General features: G+C 60.7%; 15 protein-coding genes and 3 pseudogenes. 2 read left to right on the top strand and 16 right to left on the bottom strand.

Features of this window, described 5'->3' with window-relative positions:
* The 6 genes and pseudogenes from ACCD02_RS31465 to mdcA all read right to left on the bottom strand — a co-directional run.
* A pseudogene (locus ACCD02_RS31465) lies at positions 1-156 on the bottom strand (phosphoribosyl-dephospho-CoA transferase); the annotation flags it as partial.
* Positions 156-956, bottom strand: coding sequence for a biotin-independent malonate decarboxylase subunit gamma (gene mdcE / locus ACCD02_RS31470; protein ID WP_413310423.1), 801 nt, complete (start codon positions 954-956; stop codon positions 156-158). The gene mdcE and the pseudogene ACCD02_RS31465, both read right to left, overlap by 1 nt.
* Entirely contained in the window at positions 953-1,804 is an 852-nt protein-coding gene (locus ACCD02_RS31475) for a biotin-independent malonate decarboxylase subunit beta (protein WP_413310425.1), read from the bottom strand. The genes mdcE and ACCD02_RS31475 overlap by 4 nt, the downstream gene beginning before the upstream one ends.
* Entirely contained in the window at positions 1,801-2,112 is a 312-nt protein-coding gene (locus ACCD02_RS31480; RefSeq protein ID WP_413310427.1) for a malonate decarboxylase subunit delta, read from the bottom strand. The genes ACCD02_RS31475 and ACCD02_RS31480 overlap by 4 nt, the downstream gene beginning before the upstream one ends.
* 2 nt (positions 2,113-2,114) lie before the next feature.
* Positions 2,115-2,993: a triphosphoribosyl-dephospho-CoA synthase gene (locus tag ACCD02_RS31485; RefSeq protein WP_413310428.1), complete on the bottom strand. Its 879-nt coding sequence runs from the start codon at positions 2,991-2,993 to the stop codon at positions 2,115-2,117.
* On the bottom strand, positions 2,993-4,669 hold the full coding sequence (gene mdcA, locus ACCD02_RS31490) for a malonate decarboxylase subunit alpha (protein ID WP_413310430.1): 1,677 nt from the start codon (positions 4,667-4,669) through the stop codon (positions 2,993-2,995). Before mdcA ends, ACCD02_RS31485 begins: the two co-directional genes overlap by 1 nt.
* A 273-nt stretch (positions 4,670-4,942) precedes the next feature.
* On the opposite strand from mdcA, the gene ACCD02_RS31495 reads away from it, so the two are divergent.
* Positions 4,943-6,898, top strand: a complete 1,956-nt coding sequence (locus ACCD02_RS31495; RefSeq protein ID WP_413310432.1) for a M60 family metallopeptidase — start codon at positions 4,943-4,945, stop codon at positions 6,896-6,898.
* Between the two features lie 111 nt (positions 6,899-7,009).
* Here the strand turns inward: ACCD02_RS31495 and ACCD02_RS31500 are convergent, their stop codons facing one another.
* The 8 genes and pseudogenes from ACCD02_RS31500 to pilG all read right to left on the bottom strand — a co-directional run bounded on the left by ACCD02_RS31500 (position 7,010) and on the right by pilG (position 17,742).
* Positions 7,010-7,231, bottom strand: a complete 222-nt coding sequence (locus ACCD02_RS31500; protein ID WP_413310433.1) for a DUF6124 family protein — start codon at positions 7,229-7,231, stop codon at positions 7,010-7,012.
* A gap of 573 nt (positions 7,232-7,804) precedes the next feature.
* Positions 7,805-8,287, bottom strand: coding sequence for a chemotaxis protein CheW (locus ACCD02_RS31505; protein ID WP_413310434.1), 483 nt, complete (start codon positions 8,285-8,287; stop codon positions 7,805-7,807).
* Positions 8,280-8,666: pseudogene (locus tag ACCD02_RS31510) on the bottom strand (response regulator); the annotation flags it as partial. The pseudogene ACCD02_RS31510 and the gene ACCD02_RS31505, both read right to left, overlap by 8 nt.
* A gap of 56 nt (positions 8,667-8,722) precedes the next feature.
* A pseudogene (locus tag ACCD02_RS31515) lies at positions 8,723-14,201 on the bottom strand (Hpt domain-containing protein); the annotation flags it as partial.
* Between the two features lie 47 nt (positions 14,202-14,248).
* Positions 14,249-16,291: a methyl-accepting chemotaxis protein gene (locus tag ACCD02_RS31520; protein WP_413310436.1), complete on the bottom strand. Its 2,043-nt coding sequence runs from the start codon at positions 16,289-16,291 to the stop codon at positions 14,249-14,251.
* A 74-nt stretch (positions 16,292-16,365) separates the two neighbouring features.
* Complete coding sequence (locus ACCD02_RS31525) at positions 16,366-16,905, bottom strand: chemotaxis protein CheW (RefSeq protein ID WP_413310438.1); 540 nt, start codon at positions 16,903-16,905, stop codon at positions 16,366-16,368.
* 12 nt (positions 16,906-16,917) lie between these two features.
* A complete protein-coding gene (gene pilH / locus ACCD02_RS31530) occupies positions 16,918-17,283 on the bottom strand; it encodes a twitching motility response regulator PilH (protein WP_259104133.1) in 366 nt (121 codons plus the stop codon).
* Between the two features lie 48 nt (positions 17,284-17,331).
* A complete protein-coding gene (pilG, locus tag ACCD02_RS31535) occupies positions 17,332-17,742 on the bottom strand; it encodes a twitching motility response regulator PilG (protein ID WP_259104131.1) in 411 nt (136 codons plus the stop codon).
* A gap of 258 nt (positions 17,743-18,000) precedes the next feature.
* Between pilG and gshB the strand changes: the two genes are divergently transcribed.
* A complete protein-coding gene (gshB, locus tag ACCD02_RS31540) occupies positions 18,001-18,957 on the top strand; it encodes a glutathione synthase (protein ID WP_413310441.1) in 957 nt (318 codons plus the stop codon).
* Between the two features lie 290 nt (positions 18,958-19,247).
* Here gshB and ACCD02_RS31545 read toward each other — a convergent pair whose 3' ends face one another.
* Positions 19,248-19,733 (bottom strand): hypothetical protein, encoded by a 486-nt coding sequence (locus ACCD02_RS31545; RefSeq protein ID WP_413310443.1) that lies wholly within the window; start codon positions 19,731-19,733, stop codon positions 19,248-19,250.
* 70 nt (positions 19,734-19,803) lie between these two features.
* Positions 19,804-20,981: PAAR domain-containing protein (locus tag ACCD02_RS31550; protein ID WP_413310445.1), on the bottom strand; the 1,178-nt coding region annotated here is incomplete at its 5' end.

Below are 20,981 nucleotides of genomic sequence, written 5' to 3' on the forward strand. Positions count from 1 at the left end.
CACCCCCACGGCCACCCGCCCCGGCGCAACCATTGCGCGCCGGACCACCACCGGATGACCTTGCTCCACGACCTCGCGCACCCACGCCGGGGCGTCCAGGGGCAGCGCGCTCGGGCTCAGCCCCCAGAGCAGGTCGTGAGGCAGGATGGCGTTCATTACCACTGCGCCCGCAGCAGTTCGCGAACCCGCGAAGACGCCGCGCGGTTGCTCGCGCCCAGACGACTGCGCAGATCACTGCTGCCAGTACGCACATCGGCAATCGCGCTGAGCAGCACCTCCTGTACTTGCGTCAGATCAGCACCGGTCGGCTGGTCGATCTGACTGACCGCCAGGCTTTCCCAGAGCAGGCCAAGGCTGGCGTAGCTTTCAATGTCGTAGGCCATGGGCGGGATGCTGGCGGCGAGCTTTTCCAGTTCCTCGACACTGCGCAGAGTCACCCGCGCCGCCGACGCCTTGCCCATGGCATGCACCATTACGCCGGGGTCGCGCAGGGCAATCAGGCGATTGGCCTGGTAGCCGTGAGCGAGGAAGGCGCCGGACATGGCCTTGCCCACCAGCAGGCCAATCACCGGATGCCCGGTCAGACGCGCACGGGCATAGCTGTCCACAGCACCGGCCAGAGCCTGATGAATGCCCAGGGCTTCCTCGCGACGGCCATAAGCCTGGCTTGGCACATCGATAATCGCGATGAGAGGACGCTTCTGCGGGCTCTGACGATCCGCTTCGATCAGGTCGTCCACGGCCTTGGCCAGGCCCCAACCTTCAAGCAGGCCGACTTCGCCGCCACGAGCCCGTGGGAAACGGTTGCCAGGGTCAGCCACCACAGCGACCAGCCGCACCGGCTGCTCGCCCAGCAAAGTATCGGCGGCCAGCACCGATGCGGGCAGGCCAGGCACGGTCACGGCGTCCACGCTCAGGGCGTTGAACCAGTGCAAACCTCGTTGCGAAGCAGTCATTGCGGCTCTCCCCGATAAAGACGGCGAACAGTCTGTGGATCGATCTGGACGGTGGTGTCCAGTTGCATCAGGCGGTCGAGAAACCGCGCGTACTGGCTGCTGCGCTCACTGGCCGGACGGCCCTGCTTGAGCCAGCCGTCAACCTGGGCGCGAATTGCGGCAACATCGTCGGCCACATAGCCGTCCACCAGTTGACTGGCGAAACGCTGCTCACCACCGGTCAGGCTCCAGATAAATGGCCGGTCACGGGAGTCGTATTCTTCGATGCCCGCTTCCTGCTCGATGACCTGTGGGCCGTTGAGGCCAAGCCGCGCCTCCTGAGTGACCAACAGATAGCTGCACAACCCGGCCGCAATAGACATGCCGCCAAAGCAGCCGACGCTGCCCGCGACGACGCCGATCACCGGCTGGTACTGGCGCAGATCGACGATGGCCGCGTGAATCTCGGCAATGGCGGCCAGGCCCAGATTGGCTTCCTGCAAACGCACGCCGCCGGTTTCCAGCAGCAGAATCGCCGCCGTGGGAATGCCGTTACGGTTGTCCTCGGCGGCCAGTTCCAACGCCCCGGCCATTTTTGCGCCGCCGACTTCCCCCATGCTGCCGCCCTGAAACGCGCCTTCGATGGCGGCGATCACCACCGGCAGACCGCCGACCGTGCCTTTGCCCACCACCACGCCATCATCGGCCTGGGGCACGACGCCCTGTCGGGCCAGCCACGGCGACATCTGCCGGTCGAAGGGGCCGACCAGTTCGCGGAAACTGCCGTCATCCAGCAGGGCACGGGCACGCTGGCGGGCGCCCAGTTCGATAAAGCTGTGTTGCTTGAGCAAGCGCGCGCTGTCAGTCATGGCCGCGCTCCTTCAAGGTCCAGCTCCTCGAAACCTTGTTCCAGACGCAGACGCACAACACCGGGCGTCGCACCAAAATCATGGATATCGATGGCCAGCGCAGGCGGCAACTGATCGCTGAACATGCGCTCGAACAGATGCTGCCAGCGGGCAGCGGCACCATTGACCGAGGTCACCACGTTGATCGAGAGCTTGCCCGGCTGACCCGGTTCCAGCAGCACTTCCAGGTCGCCCGAACCGACACAGCCCACCAGGGCCTTGCCCAGGGATGGTTGCCCGGCGGGGAATTCAAATGACAGGGTTTCCATGATCAAACACTCCTCGATGGATAGCCGAGCGCAGGCTCAAGGCTGTCGATAAGCAGGCAGGCAGCGAGCAGATCCGCCGCGCCGCCGGGGGATGCGTTGAGGCTCAGCAGTTGCTGATCCAGTTCATGCAGGCTGCGGCGCCCGGCCAGGCTGGCGCTGCCACCGGCTTCCAGCACCCGGCGCGCACCGTCCTGCATGGTGTGCAGGCCTTCAGGCCCGGCGCGATAGAGCACGCAGGTGTCGCCCAGGGTGGTCATGATTGCCAGCAGCGCATCGAGCCGGGCGTTCTGCTCACCCGTGCCGGCGTGACGGCTGCGCTGCAACTGCGGCAGACCGAAGTGCAGCACGGCGGGAAAGCCCATCTGCGCCTGTTCCCGGGCGCCGAGCACGCCGTAACGGCGAGCAACCTGCTGGCCATGGCTGTCGCGTTGCGCCGGGACATGCCGGTCGTCGATCAGCGCCAACTGCGCCGCCCGCAGGCTCAAGGCCCCGGCTGCGCAATCCTCCGGCGCCAGGGCCGCCGCCGTGACCAACAGACCCAAGGCCCAGATGGCACCGCGATGGGTATTCACACCGGCAGTAGTGTTGAGCATGGCCGCCTCGCCTTCGCGGCCGATACGACCGAGTGCTTCGCGCAGCGGCACGCCGATTTCGCCAATGGCCTGTGCAGCTTCGGCCATGGACTTGAACATCGGCCACAGCGACAAGGCCGACGCGTGCATCAGGCCCAGGTGCAGGTCATCGTGGGCACCACTGCCGCGACGGTCGACCAGTGCCGGCTTCGGCGACAGATCGGCTTCGTCGATCAGCGCTTCCACGGCCAGGTCGGCCAGATGATCGGCCAGGGACAGGCTTTCGGGTTGGCGTTTGAGCGCGCGCATCACCAGCTCCTGAATTTTGCAGGCGGGTTGTACAAACCACCGGACCACTCGACCAGCTCGGCGATGCTCTTGGCCGCCAACAACTCACGGCTGGCGTCGGTGCGGCGAATCCCCAGGTCTTCGGGCAGGGCAATCAGGCCCTCACGGCGCATGCGCGCGGTGTCCTTGGGGTTATGCCGCAGGCCGATGACCGTGACGCCCGCCACGGCGGCGATCATTGCCTGACGCTCTTCCAGGCTGCGGGCCTTGTACAGGTAGGCGATGCCCTCTTCGGTGAGCAAGTGGGTGACGTCGTCGCCGTAAATCATGATCGGCGCCAGCGGCATGCCGCTTTTCTTCGCCACGTCCACGGCATCCAGGGTCTCGACAAAAGTCGGTTTACCGCCTTCCTGAAAGGTCTCGACCATCTGCACGACGAGTTTTTTGCCGCGCTCCAGATACGCCTCGGGGCCGTCGCCCGTCTGCTGACGCATATCCAGCCAGGCCGGGGTGCCATGGCGGCGTCCGCGGGGGTCGTGACCCATGTTCGGCGCGCCGCCGAAACCGGCCAGGCGACCGCGAGTCACGGTGGAGGAATGACCATCGCCATCGACCTGCAAGGTCGCGCCGATAAACAGGTCCACGGCGTACTGTCCGGCCAGTTGGCACATCATGCGGTTGGAACGTAGCGAACCATCGCGTCCGGTAAAAAATACGTCCGGCCGGGCGGCAATGTAATTCTCCATGCCCAGCTCGGTGCCGAAACAATGCACGCTCTCGACCCAGCCGCTTTCGATCGCCGGAATCAGGGTCGGGTGCGGGTTGAGAGTCCAGTTGCGGCAGATCTTGCCCTTCAGGCCCAGGGACTCACCGTAGGTCGGCAGGATCAGTTCGATGGCTGCGGTATTGAAGCCGATGCCATGGTTGAGCGACTGCACGTTGTGTTTTTCGTAGATCCCGCGAATCGCCATCATCGCCATCAGCACGTGCACTGGCTTGATATGGCGCGGGTCGCGGGTAAACAGCGGTTCGATATAGAACGGCCGGTCGGCCACGACGACGAAATCGACCCAGGATGCCGGGATATCCACCCGTGGCAACTCGCTGACGTCATCCACCAACTGGTTGACCTGAACGATCACGATGCCGTCGCTGAACGCCGCCGGTTCGATCAGCGCCGGGGTGTCCTCGGTGCTCGGCCCGGTGTAGATATTGCCCGCGCGGTCGGCCATGAAACCCGCCGACAGCACGACGTTGGGAATCAGGTCGACCAACAGCCGCGAGTACAGCTCGATGTAGGTGTGAATCGCGCCGATTTCCAGCTGGCCGTCTTCCAGCAACTGGCTGATGCGCAGGCTTTGCGTACCGGCAAAAGAGAAATCCAGCTTGCGGGCGATGCCGCGTTCGAACAGGTCCAAGTGCTCGGAGCGGCCGACGCTGGGCATGATCATGTGCAGGTCATGCAGCTTGGTCGGATCGACGCTGGCCAGGGCGCGGGAGAGGAAATCCGCCTGCTTCTGGTTGTTGCCTTCCAGTACCACGCGGTCGCCTGGCGCCAGCAGGGCTTCCAGGGCGGCGACGATCTTGTCGGTCGGCAATACCACGCCGTCAGCCAGGGCACTCACACGCTCGATGCGTCGCAGCTTCTCAGTGCGACGACGGGACCAGCGTGGGTCCAGGTTGGTTATTGTTGTCATGCTCGCTCCACGAGTTTTGCGGTCGTGGGTCACCTTAGGAGCGAAGAGGGTCGGGCATCAATCAAGCAAAGAGCGTGATCGTTACGGTGAGGTTAAAGATTGCTGATTGTTTTGCTCATTCTACCCGCGACGCAATCAAGATGAGACTCTAAACACTATTCCTATTGGCAATTTGAAGGACTCCATAATCGCCAATCAATATAGCGTGACAGCGCGCCTACCCGCCATCAGCACTAAAGTAACTTCAGGCCCTCGCAAACAAGGACAAGAACAATGTCCGCATCATCACCCCGCGCGATCGTTTTAAAAAAAATAAATAAACATCTGTGTCTCTGCGCAGCGCTGCTCATGATGACCGGTAGTCTGGCAGCAGGCGCCACCGATGAAGCCATCCATGACAACAAAGAACTCTTGGTACCCTCGACCTCTCCCGAGGTCGTCGCCGAAAAACCATCAGTGACGACTGAGGTTGAAGCGACGCCATCGGACCTGTCTACCCAATCCATTATTTCTGACATCGCATTTTGGCGCGCACGAGCAGTTCATATGTATGGCGACAGTGACTACAACTACAAAGTGCCTGTCATTGAAGAACAGCCTAATGAATTAAAGCGCAAAGGTGCCCGGCAACGCCGAAACATCTACGTACCCACCCGGGTCTATCTGGCAGCGAACGATGAAATAAGAATGCAGGTCAGCCACTACCCAAGCGCCACCACCACCTGTTCGGCATATACCTTCAGAAATTTTGACGAGGCTTATCAACCACCCGACATCAATCGCATGACACTGACAGAAAATGCCAGCAACGCTTATAGAGCCAAGACCGCCGGCAGGTTAATGCTTGCCTGCGTGGACAGCGATGCAAACATGAACGACTGGAATAACTGGAACAGCTTCGTCAGCATCGCCACTGACCCGCAACATATCAATGGTTCACTGTATATCTATGGTGTTACCCCCCCATCAAACTGGTCAAGCATTGCCAGGTCACCGGACCCTTCGGGTCAGGTTTATCTGTTCAACGGCAGAACAGCAATGGCGTTTCCGGCAACTGTCGCTGCGGCTCATGCAGAGGCTGACATAAACGCCATGCTGCAGGAGCATCTGATTATTACGTCCAGCTATGATCATATGAATGGTTTCGCCAGGAACGACAACCCCTCCCCATTGGATAGATTGGCGCTCTCCATGTACCAGGCAAGTTTCAACATTTGCTGCATGTCTCATTATCACAATGGGCTGATCGGCATCAACTTTGGTGGAAACCGGACACTCAGTGATTGGGGAGACTGGCATGAGTATGGCCATCAGAATCAATTGGCCTGGAAATGGGAACATCTGACTGAGATCAGTGTCAATTTATTTTCCCTTGAGGCATGCCAGCTATTATTGGGAAAACAACTATCCGACTTTAAAAACTGCCATTCCAACCTGGGTTTCATTACGCCCGACCCTGAAGCCGTAGGAAAATTTCTGCAGGCAGACGGGATACCCATCGTGCCTGAGGACGTCGCGTCAAACCGGACCTTATTGATGCTCGCACAACTGTATACAACGTATCCGGACTGGCACGCTCAGCTGGCAAAAGATTTTCGTATTGCCTGGGATCGGGGCAACAATAGCGGCAACTTCTTTACTGAGGCCCAAAGAATAAACTGGTTCGTGATCAATACCAGTCGAATCGTCGGCCGGGACTTGCGCGAGTTCTTTGATAAATGGGAGCTGCCCTATAGCGTCGCTACTCGGCAGGCCATTATCAATTTGAACCTGCCACAACCCATCAAACCCACGGCTCAATACTCGGCACAATGGGAAATTCGTTCAACACCGTTGATAGAAGGAACAATCAGAGTTCCGCCGCTGGTCAGTGCAGTCGGCCTGGTGGCTTACAGCAAGCAGGAAGGGCCGACGACCCTCACTGGCAGCGAGGAAAAATACACAAAAATCAAAACGTTCGTGGTGGGAAGCAAAAGAGTGCCTTATCCCATCATTTTGCGAGGCACGGTAAAACATGGCGTATGCACCCGGGAATATCCAATCAATAAAATAATTACCTGCTTGAGCAGTGACCCGAACATCTACTGGAAGCTCGTCTATGAGCCTGGCGACAATGTCGAATACCCGATGCCGCCCGCAGATGAGTACAAAGGCGTGCTGAGGCTCGGCGTGCGATCGGCCTACAACAAGGATTGGGGAGGAACGTTGACTGTTCCCTTCAGGCTGTAGGCAAATGACCGGCCAGCGTGAGCAGGCTTGCTTGCATGATGTCAACTTGGCCCATTCGCGAATGAATTCGCGCCCACAATTCGTTTCTACAAAGGTCTGAAGATTTAGCGTTTAGGCGGTGCGCTGTTCATGCAGCGACTGGATCTGATGATCCGCCAGTGCCTTGGCCATATCGACCAGATACAACGCCGCAAACGCCAGATGGCGACGGGTGCCGCTTTGTTGATCGCCGGACTCATACATTACCGCTGCGGCGCTGCGCAGCAGATCGAAGATACGAAGCAGGGCTTCTTCGGTGGTGTGGGGTGGATCGGGGACGAGCTTTTTAATCATGGTGTATCTCCGTGGGCTACTGGAGCCATCTCTGTCACCGTTTCCACACGGCTATAGAGGCGGCAGCTATGAACGGGGTGGAAAACCGAGCCACGGAACCCTCGGCCAGACCGAAGTCTGCCCGAACATAGCTGCCATAAAGTACCTGCCCGAGGGCAAGTAGCTGCATGGCACTCATCGATTCTGTGGTACGGGTTTCCACACCCGGCCACTGATTTACAGTGGCGCGGCGCAGACTGGAGACGGAATTCGACGAGCACAAGCGGGCGGGATTGTTTAGGAAGTTTCACTCAATAGAAAGAGAGCGGTCCTTCGGATTCGTCACTTTTTTTGTAGCTTTTTGGATCAATACGGTACGACGGCCCCTAGCAAAAAACGCAACGCCTGCTGAATCACCGAAACTCTGTGGGAGCGAATTCATTCGCGAAAGCGGTATGACAGACGATACCAATGCGTCGAATGTACTGGACTCTTCGCGAATGAATTCGCTCCCACCCAGTTCACTCCCACAGAGCTCGCTCACACCAGATTTAAATCCGACCTCTGCCAAGTTCCAGAAGTCGTATTCCAGATTCAGGCAGCGGGTTGCATCAACCCCGCATCCACCAACCACTGCTCCAGCCCGATCAAATCCGGCACCCGGGCCACAGTCTCGCCCACTTGCACAGCGGCCAGTTCCAGCCTGGCCAGGGGCACGTCGACGTAGCTGAGCTGGCTGTCGAGCTTGCAGGAACGGGGAATGCCTTGGGTCAGCAGGGCGATGAATTTCAGCTCGTTGCGCCCGCCCAGAGCGTTGAGCACCACAATGCGTGCGCGTCCACCGACCTTGGTACGGCCACCGCAAGCGGCTTCGAAGCTCAGCAGCGGCAGGGTCAGCTGGCGCCAGCTGATTGGCCCCAGGAACCATTCGGGCGCGCCTTCTTCGGGCGTGCTGTCCTGATAGTCGATCAGCTCGGCGACCGCGACATTGGGCAGCAACAGGTAGCGGTCGCTCAGGGGCAGCAACAGGCCGGTCAGGGTACTGAGACGGCTGGACTGGAAGCTGTTCTCAGACATTCACCTGGCTCCAGTGGGTAATGATGCTCTCCAGCAGCACCGACTCCTGATACGGCTTGCTCAGGTAGTCGTTGACGCCGATGGCCATGGCCCGGTCGCGGTGTTTCTGCCCCGAGCGCGAGGTAATCATGATGATCGGCAGATCCTTGAGGCGTTCGTCGTGGCGGATCTGGCTGGCCACTTCGAAGCCGTCCATGCGCGGCATTTCGATATCCAGCAGCATCACGTCCGGGGTGTGCTCCTGCAGCAGGGCCATGGCATCCACGCCGTCCTTGGCGGTCAGCACGTTCATGCCGTGGCGCTCCAGCAGGCGACTGGTGACTTTGCGCACGGTCACCGAATCGTCCACTACCATGATCAACAACGGGCGTACCGGTTCGGCATCGGGGAACACCTGCTGGCGATTGAAGATACGTCCCTGCATGGCACGGATATGCCCCGGCAGATCAAGGATCAGCACCACATGGCCGTCGCCGAGGATGGTCGCACCGGTAACCCCCTGCACTCCGGCGAACTGGCGCCCCAGGCTCTTGACCACGATCTCCCGGGAACCGGCGAGGTTGTCGACCTGCACTGCAACCCACTGCTCATGCAGATGCACCAACAGCACAGGGACGGGCTGCGACTGGCCGATCAGCCGTGGATGCAGGCCGTTATTGAGCAACTCCCCCAGATAGCGCAGTTCATAGCTGCGCCCGCCGTACTGGTAACAGGGCGGATTGGTCTGGTAGCAGGCCTCCAGCTCGCCGGGCATGACCCGCACGATGCCTTCGATGGTGTTCAGCGGCACCGCGTATTGCTCCTCACCGCACTGCACCATCAGCGCCCGGTTGACCGACACCGAATACGGCAGGCGAATGCGGAAGCGCACGCCCTTGCCGGCCACCGAGTCGATGACCATATTGCCGCCCAGCTCCTTGATTTCAGCATGCACCACGTCCATGCCGACGCCACGCCCGGAGATCTGGGTGATGGTCTCGGCCGTGGAGAATCCGGCCTGGAGAATGAACTGCAGGACGTCGTAGTCGCTCAGTTCGTTGTCGGCGGCGATCAGGCCGCGCTTGATGGCCTTGCGGCGCACGGCGGCCAGATCGACGCCAGCGCCGTCGTCGCTCATTTCAATGACGATGTCGCCGCCTTCATGGGTCAGGCTCAGGGTGATATGGCCGCTTTCCGGCTTGCCTGCGGCCAGGCGCTTCTCGCTGCTTTCCAGACCGTGGTCGACGGCGTTGCGCAGCATGTGCTCCAACGGCGCGACCATGCGCTCCAGCACGTTGCGATCCATTTCGCCTTCGGCGTTGAGCACATCGAAACGAACTTTCTTGCCCAGCTCACCGGCGACTTGCCGCACGACCCGGCGCAGCCTGGGCACCATGCGTTCGAATGGCACCATGCGCGTACGCATCAGGCCTTCCTGCAACTGGGTGTTGACCCTGGCTTGCAGCATCAGCAGGTTTTCCGCGTCATGGGCGCGGGCGGCAAGGGTTTCCTTGAGATCCAGCAGGTCGGACGCGGACTCGAACAACGCCCGTGACAGCTGCTGCAATTGCGAGTGACGGTCCATTTCCAGCGGATCGAATTCTTCGTAGCCCAGGCGTTCGGCCTGGCTCGAGTCACTGCCCAGAGCCCGGCCCTGGGTTTCGATGTCCAGGCGGCGCAACTGGTCGCGCATACGTTCGATGGTGGTTTCCACTTCCGTCAGGGTGGCGCCGAAATCGCTGACCTGCTGTTCGATACGGCCACGGAATATCGACGTTTCCCCGGCCAGATTGACCAGGCTTTCCAATTGCCCGCCGTCGACCTTGACCATTTCCGGCGCCGCACGCTCGCCCTCCGTTTCACCGTTGGCGGGCTGCGCAGGGGCTGCCGCAAAGGGCCTCGGCGCGCTATCGGTGCTGCCGTTGGAGGCCGCCACACTACGGATGCTGTCGATCAACAGCGTGGCACTGGGCAAAGGCTTCTGCTCGCGCACGGCGTCGAGCATGTCTGCCAGTAGGTCATGGCCGCTTTGCAGCAGGCTGAACATCATCGGGCTGGCGTGCAACTGGCCGGCCGAGATGCCTTCATAGAGCGATTCCAGCTCGTGGGCCAGATCGCCGATAGGGGCGATCTCGACCATCCGCGCCCCCCCTTTGAGGGTGTGCAGATCGCGCAGCAGGTTTTCCACTTCCAGCGTGTTTTGCGGGTCGGCCTGCCAGCGCTCCAACGCGGCCCCGGAGCTTTCACTGATGTCGAAACCTTCCTCGAGAAAGATCTCCAACAGTTCAGGGTCACGTTCTTCCGGGGCGTTGTCGACGGACTCGACAGGAGACGGTTCTTGCGCGACGGGGCTGCCCGCCGTGCGGAACTGCTGAATCAACTCGATGAGTTGTTGCGGATCGGCAAACGGCTGATGTTTTTGCAACTGCTCAAGCATCAGCGCCAACTGGTCATGACTGTTCTGCAACAACTCGGCCAGAGCAGGCGAATAGCTGCAGCGGCGGTCGATCAGGCTTTCATAGAGGTGTTCCAGCTCATGACCGAGGTTGCCGATTTCGCTGATTTGCGCCATCCGTGCGCCACCCTTGAGGGTGTGCAGGTCGCGTTGCAGCGAAGACAGCGGCGCCAGGTTGTCGGGCTCGGCCAACCAGCGCTGCAAGGCCTGGTTGGCGCTGTCGAGGATGTCCACGGCTTCTTCGAGAAAAATCTCGACGATCTCATCGTTCAGGTCTGCCTCGTCGGCGGCCTGTTCGGTAGCCGCTCCGGTGGCGCTGCCGAGTTCAGTAATGCTCAGGGTATGGCCGCCCTCGCTCTTGATCAGCCCCATGGCTGCGGGGTCAAGGGCTTCATCAAGCAGCTCGCGCAAGGCCCGCGCTCGCTCCGGCTTCGGCTCGACCGCCTGCCCGGCAGCCACCTGGTCGAGCATATTGATCAGCGCTTCATGGGCCAGCTCGGCCTCGTGGAAGAAACGCTCGCTGACCGCCAGGCTGCTCTCCTCAACGGCGCCATACAGATCGAGCAAGGCCTCGCACAGCTCATCGACCTGGGACAGATCAGCCAGGTGCGCCCCATGGCCGAGGGTGGTCAGTTCGTCCAGCAGTGCGCTCAGCTCCAGGCGCTCGCCCGGATGCTGGCGCCAGCGCTGCAACAGGCTTTCGGCGTCGAGCAAGATGTCCATGCCTTCGGCGAGAAAGCTGGCAATCAGGTGCGGATTGGGCTTGATGCGCAGGCCGTTGTTGCTGGCACTTAGCGCTGCCGCGAGGCGTTGTTGCAGGAGTGTCTGAGCGCTTTCGATGACTTTGGCGGCGCCGGGAATGGCTTGCAGCGGTGTACTGTCCAGTTGCTCCAGCCCCTTATGGAACAAGGCCTCGGCCGAGCGCAGGAGGTTGATATCAGCCACTTCCAGGGGAATCAGGTGGGCCTTGAACTCCCGCACCAATTGATCCAGCGGGCTGGCCAGTTCGGCAATCGGTTGCACGCCGGCCATATAGGCGCTGCCCTTGAGGGTGTGCAGGGCGCGCAAGAGGTCGTCACCGATAGCCGGAAGCGTGTCGCTACGAGCACTTTCCAGGAAGCGCCGCAGGTTTTCCAGATGGCCGAGGGCCTCCTGGCGGAAGATCTCCAGCAGTTGCGGGTCCAGGGCTTCATCCGCAGCGGGGCTGATCGCGGTTTCCGGCAACACGATGCCTTTGGCCAGGGCATGGGCGCGGGCCGCCAGGACATCGACATCATCACGCTGGCGTTGGGCGCGGCGGGCGAAATCCTGAATCACTTCAGGCAGCAGCGCCAGTATGTCATTGAGCAGGCGTTGCACATGGATGGAAGGCTCGACGCTGCGTTCCAGCACCCGGTTGAGCAGGTTTTCCACCGACCAGGCCAACTCGCCCAGAATCAGTGCCCGGACCATCCGGCCACTGCCCTTGAGGGTGTGAAAGGCGCGACGCACTTCGGTCAGGGCCTGGGTATCGGTGGTATCAACGCACCAGCGCGGAATCGCGCGACGCAGTGCGGCAAGAACCTCTTCGGCCTCTTCGAGGAACACTCCGCACAGCTCCTCATCCACGCCGTCTTCATCGGCGGGTGGCGGCAACAGGCTGGCAGGCATGTGTCGCGCGGGCGGGTTGACGGCCGAGACCGGGCTGGCGAGGACTTCGGCAATGGTCTGGGTCGGGCTGACCAGGGCCTGGCGTTCCTGCAGGTCGTGCAGCTCTTCGTGGCTGATCACCTCGTCGAGCAACGGCACTTCCATGGCGTTGGGCGTCGGTGTGTAACCCAGGCGCGCCAGGCTCTCCTGGGCCATATCAAGAATCTGGTCCCCCGGCGCTTCGTGGTCCTCGCCCATGCGCTCGAGGTAGTACTCAACCCCGGTCAGGGCATCGGCCAGGCTATCAAGCTGGGTCCATGACGGGCGATTTTCGTCCACCAGCAGGTGTTCGCGAATATAGTCGTTGCACGATGACAAGAGGCCGGACGCCCGGGCCAGGGGGATCATCGCCAGGGCGCCGCGCACCTGCACCAGCAACGCCGAAAGGGGTTCCAGGCGTGCCCGGTCCCATTCGCCATCAATGTAGTCAACGATGACGTCCTTGGCCTGTTGCAACACCACGCGAGCCTCGCCGATCACCAGCTGGTGGATTTGCGTCAGATCGGTGGTGGGCAGGCGGCTTTCTTCGCGACTGGCCTGCTCGACCGTACCGGCCATGCCTGCCAGCGTGGCTTCGACATAGAGCAAGGCCCCGGCGACGTCCATCAGGGCGGCGTCGTTGGGTTCACGCTGGCCCTGAGCCAGGCCCTGAACCACGCTCAACTGGTCGATGATGACCTTGCGTGGCTGGCCGAAACCCAGCACAGCCAAGGTATCGGCGATCTGCCGTAAGGGTGGCAGCAAGGCATTGAGTTCGCTGACGTGCTGGCGGTCGCCACGGACGAACACGTCCAGCCGTTCCTTGACCCGCACCAGTTCTTCGCACAGGGCCACGATCACCGAACGCATGGCATCGCGGTCCGGCCCGGCCATCCGCGCCCGTTCTTCGTTCACCAGGGCGCTGTCCGGCAAGGCTTCGTCAAGGGCGTACTGATCCTTGAGGTCGAGCATCTTCGGCGCCTGGCTATCGGACTTGGCGATATAGAACAGCAGGCTTTTCAGCAGCTCATCCGGTGCCGGTTGGTTGATCCCTTCGATGCCCTGCTCCAGCAGGCGCTTGAGCTCCTTGTCGGCATCCTTGAACAGGCTGCGCAATGCCGGGCTGTTGGTGAAGTTACCATTGACCATGGTCTCCACCAGTGCTGAGGCGATGCGCCACAGCGGCCCCAGGGGCGCGTTTTCGCAGAGCAGTTCAAGGCGGGAGAAGACCTTGTCCATAAGGCCAAGCTGCGTCTGCACGTCCTGTTCGCGCATCAGGCCGACCAAGGCAGCTTGCAGGGTCTGGCGCAGCTTGCGCAGCAAAGCGGGCAGTTCCGGGGTGTCACGTTCGGCCAGGGCCGCTTCGTCCAGTTCCGGCAGCACCGCCAGTTGCGGGGCAAACAGACTGGTTTCCGAGAGCAGGCTTTCGCCCCGGGCGCTGCGCAGGTCGTTGAGCAGCGGCAACACCACCAGGGGCAGGTCGCGGCGCGCGGAATGGACACGGTCGAGATAGACCGGCAGCTGGCTCAGGGCCTGGAGCAACAGCTGAATGCTTTCGGTGCGCCGGGCAACGCGGCCCTGCTGCAACGCCAGCGCCAGCTGTTCGATCTCTTCGGCGAGCAGGGCCGCACCGTAGAACTCGACCATTTGCAGGCTGCCGTGAACCTGATGCACGCAATCCAGGCACTCACCCAGCGCCGACGCATCCGTCGTATCGACGAACACTTCCAGCGCATGGCGAGCCTGCTTCAGGGTATCGGCAATTTCGCCCTTGACCCATTCCAGGGCCACATAGTCATGCCGGTCAGCCATGGTGTCGTACCGAATGACTCGTCGTCAGATTGTTCATTTTTTGCACATCATGCCCGGCCTTTCGACGGCGGCAAGGTGAACCCGGAGACTGAGCGCCGCATCTCACTGGCCATCTTCGCCAGGTTGCCGATGCTTTCGGCAGTGGCGGTGGTGCCCGAAGTGGTCTGGGTCGTAGTCTGCTGGATCACCAGCATGGTCTGCGAGATCTGCCCCGCCGACGACGCCTGTTGCCGGGCGGCGTCGGTGATACTTTCGATCAGCTCGGCCAGAACCCGGGAAACCCCCTCGATCTCTTCCAGCGCCACCCCGGCATCCTGGGCCAGGCGGGCACCGCGAACCACCTCGCTGGTCGTCTGCTCCATGGAGATGACCGCTTCGTTGGTGTCATTCTGAATGGCCCGTACCAAAGTCTCGATCTGTTTGGTTGCAGAAGATGAACGCTCGGCCAACCGTTGAACCTCGTCAGCAACCACCGCGAAACCACGTCCGGCATCACCGGCCATGGACGCCTGAATCGCCGCGTTCAGGGCGAGGATATTGGTCTGATCGGCAATGTCGTCGATCAGGCTGACGATATCGCCGATTTCCTGAGAAGACTCACCCAGACGTTTAATCCGCTTGGACGTGTCCTGAATCTGCTCGCGAATGTTGTCCATGCCATTGATGGTGTTGTGCACCACCTCGTTGCCCTTATTGGCGATGGTCACCGAGCGCTCCGCGACCGCAGAGGACTCCGAAGCATTGGCCGATACTTGATCGATGGACTGGGCCATGTCGTTGATCGCATCTGAAGCGGCGCTGATCTGCAGGGCCTGATGGCGGGACGCAGCAGCCAGTTCCATGGCCGTGGTCTGGGAGTCCGCCACCGCCGACGCCACCTGCTCGGCGGTCAAGTTAATGGTCGCCACCAGCTCGCGAAGTTGGTCGATGGAATAGTTGATCGAGTCTGCGATGGCGCCGGTAAAGTCTTCGGTGACCGAGGCGGCCACGGTCAGGTCGCCGTCAGCGAGGTTTTCGATTTCATCCAGCAGACGCATGATCGCGGTCTGGTTGCGCTCGCTTTTCTCGGCGGTTTCACGCAACTGGCGATTGGTCTCGCGGACCATCACCAAACCAATGAGGATGATCGACATCAGCGCCAGCAAGCCGAGGATGTAGCCGCCATAGGTGTTGGTCGAACGACCATTGGCCAGATGCTCCAGGTCGTTGGTCAGCACCGAGGCCTGATCGAGCAGGCTCTGGGAAGTGTTGAAAATCTTGCCCGCCGCTTCGCGAACCTGGAACAGCTCGGGGGACGTTTCGAGGATTTCATCGACCGAACCGGACACGAACTCGAACAGCTCGGAAATTTCCGCAAGCCGCGCCCTGGCGTCGCGGTCTTCGACCTGGGTGATCTTCATGGTCGCGTTGCCTTCCAGCATGCCGTTGAGCACCCGGCCGAACTGGCTGGCATCGCGGCCGAAGGCGTCGGCGGCCTGCACGGCGGTTTCGTCGCCGGACAGCACGGTATTCACCGAACCGAGAATCCGCTCAGCCAAAAGGGATTGGCGCTGGGCCACCGCCACCTGGCTGGCCGGCGCCTTGTTCTGCAACAGGATATCGACGACTTTCTCGTACTCGACCTGCAACTGCGGAATGGTTTCGGCCAGGGTCGCGGCCACCTGATGCAGCGACAGCACGGTCTGCTCACTGGCGAGGATCACATCAGTGCTTTTACGCAGGGTTTCCCAGTCGTTCTGCACCGCTTTCAACTCATCGCGCACCGCCACCGGGGCCGCAGGCAGACCGGTGGATTTATCGCCCTTGTTCAGATAGCCCCAACGCAAGTCGAAATCATTGCGCGCGTCAGTCAGAAGGCGAAATGCCTGGGCCTTGCCGGAAGCGGCCTCGGTGGCGTTCTTGGCGATGCGCTGGGAGAGCACGCGCAGCTCACCCGCATGCCCGATATATTGCTTGTCGTAGTTCGACTGCGTACTCAGGTAGGCGAAGTTGACGAACAACAGCATGATGAAAATGATCAACGCGATGAACAGCACGACAATCTGCGAGCGACTGCGTGCACCTTCCAACGACTTGCCTGGCTTGCTCATTAATCAGGCCCCCGCCTGGACCAACTGCTGTTTTGCGTCCATTAACCCAAAGCCTCTGTCGGCTTGCCCGCGCCCTACAACGCCACATCCATGAACTGCGGACATTGCACCAGCAGGCGCGGACTGAAAATCAGCCAGGCCTCCTCGCGCAGGAACTGGCCCTGGATAAAGGGCGAAAGCTTGTCTTCGCAACCGCCCAGGGCCTCGGCCATCAGGGCGCGTTGATTGAAATGCTGCAGGCCGAGAACCTCATCGACAACCAGCCCGGCGAATACATCCTGGTGTTCGACCACCAGTACCCGGCGTTGTTTGCGCACCGGTGACAATTCATGACCAAAGAAGGCACACAGGTCCATGATCGGCAGCAGACGCCCGCGCAGGTTAGCCACGCCCTTGATCCAGGGCTTGACCCCTGGCAGGGCGGCATAGCGCGGCTCGTGGAGAATTTCCCCGATTTCGCCCATGGGCGCGACGAAACAGCGACCGCCCATGCGAAAGCCGATACCGCTCCAGTCCTGTTGCCGGGTTTCCTGGGAAGGCAATCCGGCCGCGAGGGAACGGCAGCGCTGGTCGATATCGAGCAGCAACTGGAACGCGGTCTGTGACTCGGCCATGGCAATCCGGCCTTAGCCGGCCAGTACCGCGTTCAGGGTCTGGATCAGCAGGTCTTCAGTCACCGGCTTGGTCAGGTAATCGCGAGCACCCTGGCGCTTGCCCCAGACCTTGTCGGTTTCCTGATCCTTGGTGGTGATCATGATCACCGGGATCCCGGCAGTGGCCGGGTCCTTGGTCAACTGGCGCGTGGCCTGGAAGCCGTTGAGCCCCGGCATCACGATGTCCATCAGTACCGCATCGGGGTTTTCCTGGCGAGCCAGGGCCACGCCATCGGCGCCGTTTTCAGCCTTGAGCACCTCATGACCGTTGCGCTCCAGCATGCCGGTCAGTTTGTACATTTCAGTCGGCGAATCGTCGACGATCAGTATTCGAGCCATGTTGTTCCCCATAACGGAGTGAATGCCCGCGATATCGAGTCGCAGGCATCAGGGTATGTGTTGTTCCACTGCAACGAATCCCGGCACATGGGCCTTGATTGCGCTGAGCAGCTCTTCCTTGCTGAAAGGCTTGGTCAAAAACTGGTCGGAGCCCACGATCCGCCCCTTGGCCTTGTCGAACAGGCCGTCCTTGGACGACAGCATGATCACGGGCGTGGACTTGAACGCCCGGTTGTTCTTGATCAGCGCGCAGGTCTGATAGCCATCCAGGCGCGGCATCATAATGTCGACGAAGATGATACGCGGATGATTATCGGCAATCTTGGCCAGGGCATCGAATCCGTCCACTGCGGTGATGACTTCGCAACCGGCGTTCTTGAGCAACGTCTCGGCCGTACGGCGAATGGTCCGGGAGTCATCGATGATCATGACTTTCAAGGCTGTGGCGTGCTGTTCCATGTCTGCTCTTCCATCGCCGCGGCGACTGTCTGGCGCGTCGTGCGCGGCACAGGAGGCCCGTCGCCTGCCGCCCGCCTGCCCGTATAAAGGCAAGGGCCGGGGTCGGGTCGGGCGCCGAGCCTTTTTAGCACACTCTCCAGACTCAATCCATAAAGCCCTGAGAGGTGCGCCTGCCCCTTGACCCCGGACAAGCGGAGCGCCAACCTGACGCCTGTTTTCGGGCCGCCAATGGCCCCTACCGATCAGAGGATATTGCCCATGAGCGTTCGCTTAGGGATTGTCATGGACCCCATTGAGCGCATCTCCTATAAAAAGGACAGCTCACTGGCCATGCTCTTGGCCGCCCAGGAGCGCGGCTGGTCGCTGTTCTACATGGAGCAGCACGATCTGTACCAGGCCGAAGGCCAGGCCCGGGCGCGGATGCAGCCGCTGAAAGTCTTCGCCGACCCGGCCAAGTGGTTCGAGCTGGAAGACGAGATCGACGCCAACCTCGCCGACCTGGACGTGATCCTGATGCGCAAGGATCCGCCGTTCGACATGGAGTTTGTCTACACCACCTACCTGCTGGAACAGGCCGAGACCGCTGGCGTACTGGTGGTCAACAAGCCCCAGAGCCTGCGCGACTGCAACGAAAAGCTGTTCGCCACGCTGTTTCCGCAGTGCACGCCGCCGACCCTGGTGAGCCGCCGCCCGGACATCATTCGCCAGTTCGCCGAGCAGCACAGTGACGTCATCCTCAAGCCGCTGGACGGCATGGGCGGCGCCTCGATCTTCCGTCATCGCGTCGGCGACCCGAACCTGTCGGTGATCCTGGAAACCCTGACCGCCCACGGCACCCAGCAAATCATGGCCCAGGGTTACCTGCCGGCAATCAAGGACGGCGACAAGCGCATCCTGATGGTCGATGGCGAACCCGTGCCGTATTGCCTGGCACGCATCCCGGCAGCCGGTGAAACCCGTGGCAACCTGGCCGCCGGTGGCCGTGGCGAAGCCCGCCCGCTGACCGCCCACGACCGCTGGATCGCCGCCGAAATCGGCCCGACCCTGCGCGAAAAAGGCCTGCTGTTCGTCGGCCTCGACGTGATCGGCGAGCACCTGACCGAAATCAACGTGACCAGCCCGACCTGCATCCGCGAAATCGATAACGCCTACGGCACCAAATTCGGCGGCATGTTGATGGATGTGATCGAGAAGAAGCTGGCAGCTCGCAGCTAAACAGGGCCGTTGGAGCGAGGCTTGCCCGCGAAGAACGATGACGCGGTGTACCTGAAACACCGCGCCGCCCGATTCGCGGGCGAGCCTCGCTCCAACAATCATGCGCAGCCTGTAACACCGCCGCATCACCCTGAATGGCTGACGAGATGCTGAAACGCCACATGACTCCCCTGGCCGCCCACGTCGATGCCGTAACATAGGATGGTACGTCTGACCATAGACTCCATATCAGTGGACGGTGATGCCAACTTCCTAATAGGTTTTTAACCAATCATAATGCATCAATATGATTATTGTGGAACCGGGCAACTCTTGGCGGCGGCTTGGAGCATCCTGGCGTGATCCATATAGGTTTCGGGATCGTAGGGCTCGGCAGTTATCTTGAAGCTAGACTTGCCTGAATCAAGCCTCTGCCGAACTCTCAATGCCCACTCACGACCATCGTGGCGAAACAATAAATCGAACATGTGGACATTGAGAGCATTACTTTCTCCGAGGCTGGAGTAAAGGTAGTGTAATTTTTTATACCAGCCGTCTATGCCCGTTATCGCCCTAATCGCTATTATTGCCTGCGCCTCGTCGACGTCGCTCAGAGAGTACATATTACCAATCGTGAGCTTTCCGGCTTCTTCAAACTCCGCTATCTGGGTTGGAAGCGGTTGGCGGCTGATCAGACGCGATCTGTTGCAATCGAACACCCAATTACCGGTATTCACATAATCGTCGGCATATATCACTATGCCATTACCTCGATCATTCTTGTATACGCTTGTCATCTTCTTTAATCCGTAGTCGCTTTCTAGCAGTAGAAGCGAAAAAAAAATGGCCGCTACAACCAAAAAGGATTTACTTCGGTAGGAATTCAAAGTGGTCTCCGAGTGCACCGAAGGGCGTAGCGCCGGAGATTACAGGGTGAATAGCTCCCCTAGCCTGGTACGCGAATTGAAAATGTTCGTAGTTATAATCACGCTCATCCTCCAACTCTTTCCATCTCTTACACCACTTCTCCCGTGGCGCCGCATTACCATTGATTTCACATAACTTGCCCCGCTGCCGATCTTCAAACGACCCCCAGGTATTCTTGTAATCCGAGCGCCGAATAAATGCGCGCACCTTGATCTGCAGATGATCGGCCAATAACTGCGCCAGGCTTTCATCGGTCTGCGAGGAAAACTGTAAAAGCCCTTCGATAGCAAGGTCATGCACGTTGCCCATACCCGTGCGGCAGGCGTAGCTGTCTATTTGCGCGGAGCCGGCGAACGACAGGGCGAAAATCTGTTGGTAGTTCAGCACGTCGAGGGACATCTGTGGGTCTTCGGCCAGTTGGTAGCCAAAGGCGATACGCTGAGGCACGCCGTGGCTGAACAGCGACAGGTGCTCGATGGGCGATTGCTTGCGGTCCTTGCCTTGGTTGAGGTAGTCGATCAGTTCCTGGGCGTTGCTAACGGTGATGAAGCCTGCAGCGTAGAGGTCGGCAGAGGCGCGTGCCGCGCTGAGCATGGCGTCGTTGTAGGTCGGGGTGAACACCACCAGCGTGCGCGTCAGGCCGGGCTTGTCGGACCGGAATTCAGCCAGCTCGCGCACGGCCTGGGCAATGAACATCATCTTGTTGCCGGAGCCGTTGTCGTGCTGGCTGCCAGCAACCGCGATGAGTTCCCGCGTTTTCGGCTCCGTGGCGGCTTGAGATGGAGACTCGGATTGCGATTGCACCAGCGCTCCCGAAAGCAGGGCCCGTTGCTTGAGCTGCGGATCGGCCAATAGCTGCGCCATGAGTGGCTCATCGACCGAACCATCCGGGCGCACGGCGCCGAGCTTGGCGAAGTCGATGACGGTCTCGGTGCATTCACCCTCGAATTGATAGCCGCCAAAGGTATCGTGGCTGCCTGAGACGATAAAGCCGCCATGGCTGGTCGGGCTGCCCAGATGCGCGACCGGCCGATGGTTGACGATGATGCGCGGATAGCCTGCCGTGATCACCGCGCCACAACCGCAGACATCGCCCACGCGAGCGGCGCCCAGGTCGT

Source organism: Pseudomonas sp. Pseusp88 (assembly GCF_047303955.1).
In the GTDB taxonomy this organism is placed as follows: Bacteria; Pseudomonadota; Gammaproteobacteria; order Pseudomonadales; family Pseudomonadaceae; genus Aquipseudomonas.

Coding starts and splice junctions, on each gene's coding strand:
- mdcE (WP_413310423.1), bottom strand. CDS start 956: ATGACTGCTTCGCAACGAGGTTTGCACTGGTTCAACGCCCTGAGCGTG.
- ACCD02_RS31475 (WP_413310425.1), bottom strand. CDS start 1,804: ATGACTGACAGCGCGCGCTTGCTCAAGCAACACAGCTTTATCGAACTG.
- ACCD02_RS31480 (WP_413310427.1), bottom strand. CDS start 2,112: ATGGAAACCCTGTCATTTGAATTCCCCGCCGGGCAACCATCCCTGGGC.
- ACCD02_RS31485 (WP_413310428.1), bottom strand. CDS start 2,993: ATGCGCGCGCTCAAACGCCAACCCGAAAGCCTGTCCCTGGCCGATCAT.
- mdcA (WP_413310430.1), bottom strand. CDS start 4,669: ATGACAACAATAACCAACCTGGACCCACGCTGGTCCCGTCGTCGCACT.
- ACCD02_RS31495 (WP_413310432.1), top strand. CDS start 4,943: ATGTCCGCATCATCACCCCGCGCGATCGTTTTAAAAAAAATAAATAAA.
- ACCD02_RS31500 (WP_413310433.1), bottom strand. CDS start 7,231: ATGATTAAAAAGCTCGTCCCCGATCCACCCCACACCACCGAAGAAGCC.
- ACCD02_RS31505 (WP_413310434.1), bottom strand. CDS start 8,287: ATGTCTGAGAACAGCTTCCAGTCCAGCCGTCTCAGTACCCTGACCGGC.
- ACCD02_RS31520 (WP_413310436.1), bottom strand. CDS start 16,291: ATGAGCAAGCCAGGCAAGTCGTTGGAAGGTGCACGCAGTCGCTCGCAG.
- ACCD02_RS31525 (WP_413310438.1), bottom strand. CDS start 16,905: ATGGCCGAGTCACAGACCGCGTTCCAGTTGCTGCTCGATATCGACCAG.
- pilH (WP_259104133.1), bottom strand. CDS start 17,283: ATGGCTCGAATACTGATCGTCGACGATTCGCCGACTGAAATGTACAAA.
- pilG (WP_259104131.1), bottom strand. CDS start 17,742: ATGGAACAGCACGCCACAGCCTTGAAAGTCATGATCATCGATGACTCC.
- gshB (WP_413310441.1), top strand. CDS start 18,001: ATGAGCGTTCGCTTAGGGATTGTCATGGACCCCATTGAGCGCATCTCC.
- ACCD02_RS31545 (WP_413310443.1), bottom strand. CDS start 19,733: ATGACAAGCGTATACAAGAATGATCGAGGTAATGGCATAGTGATATAT.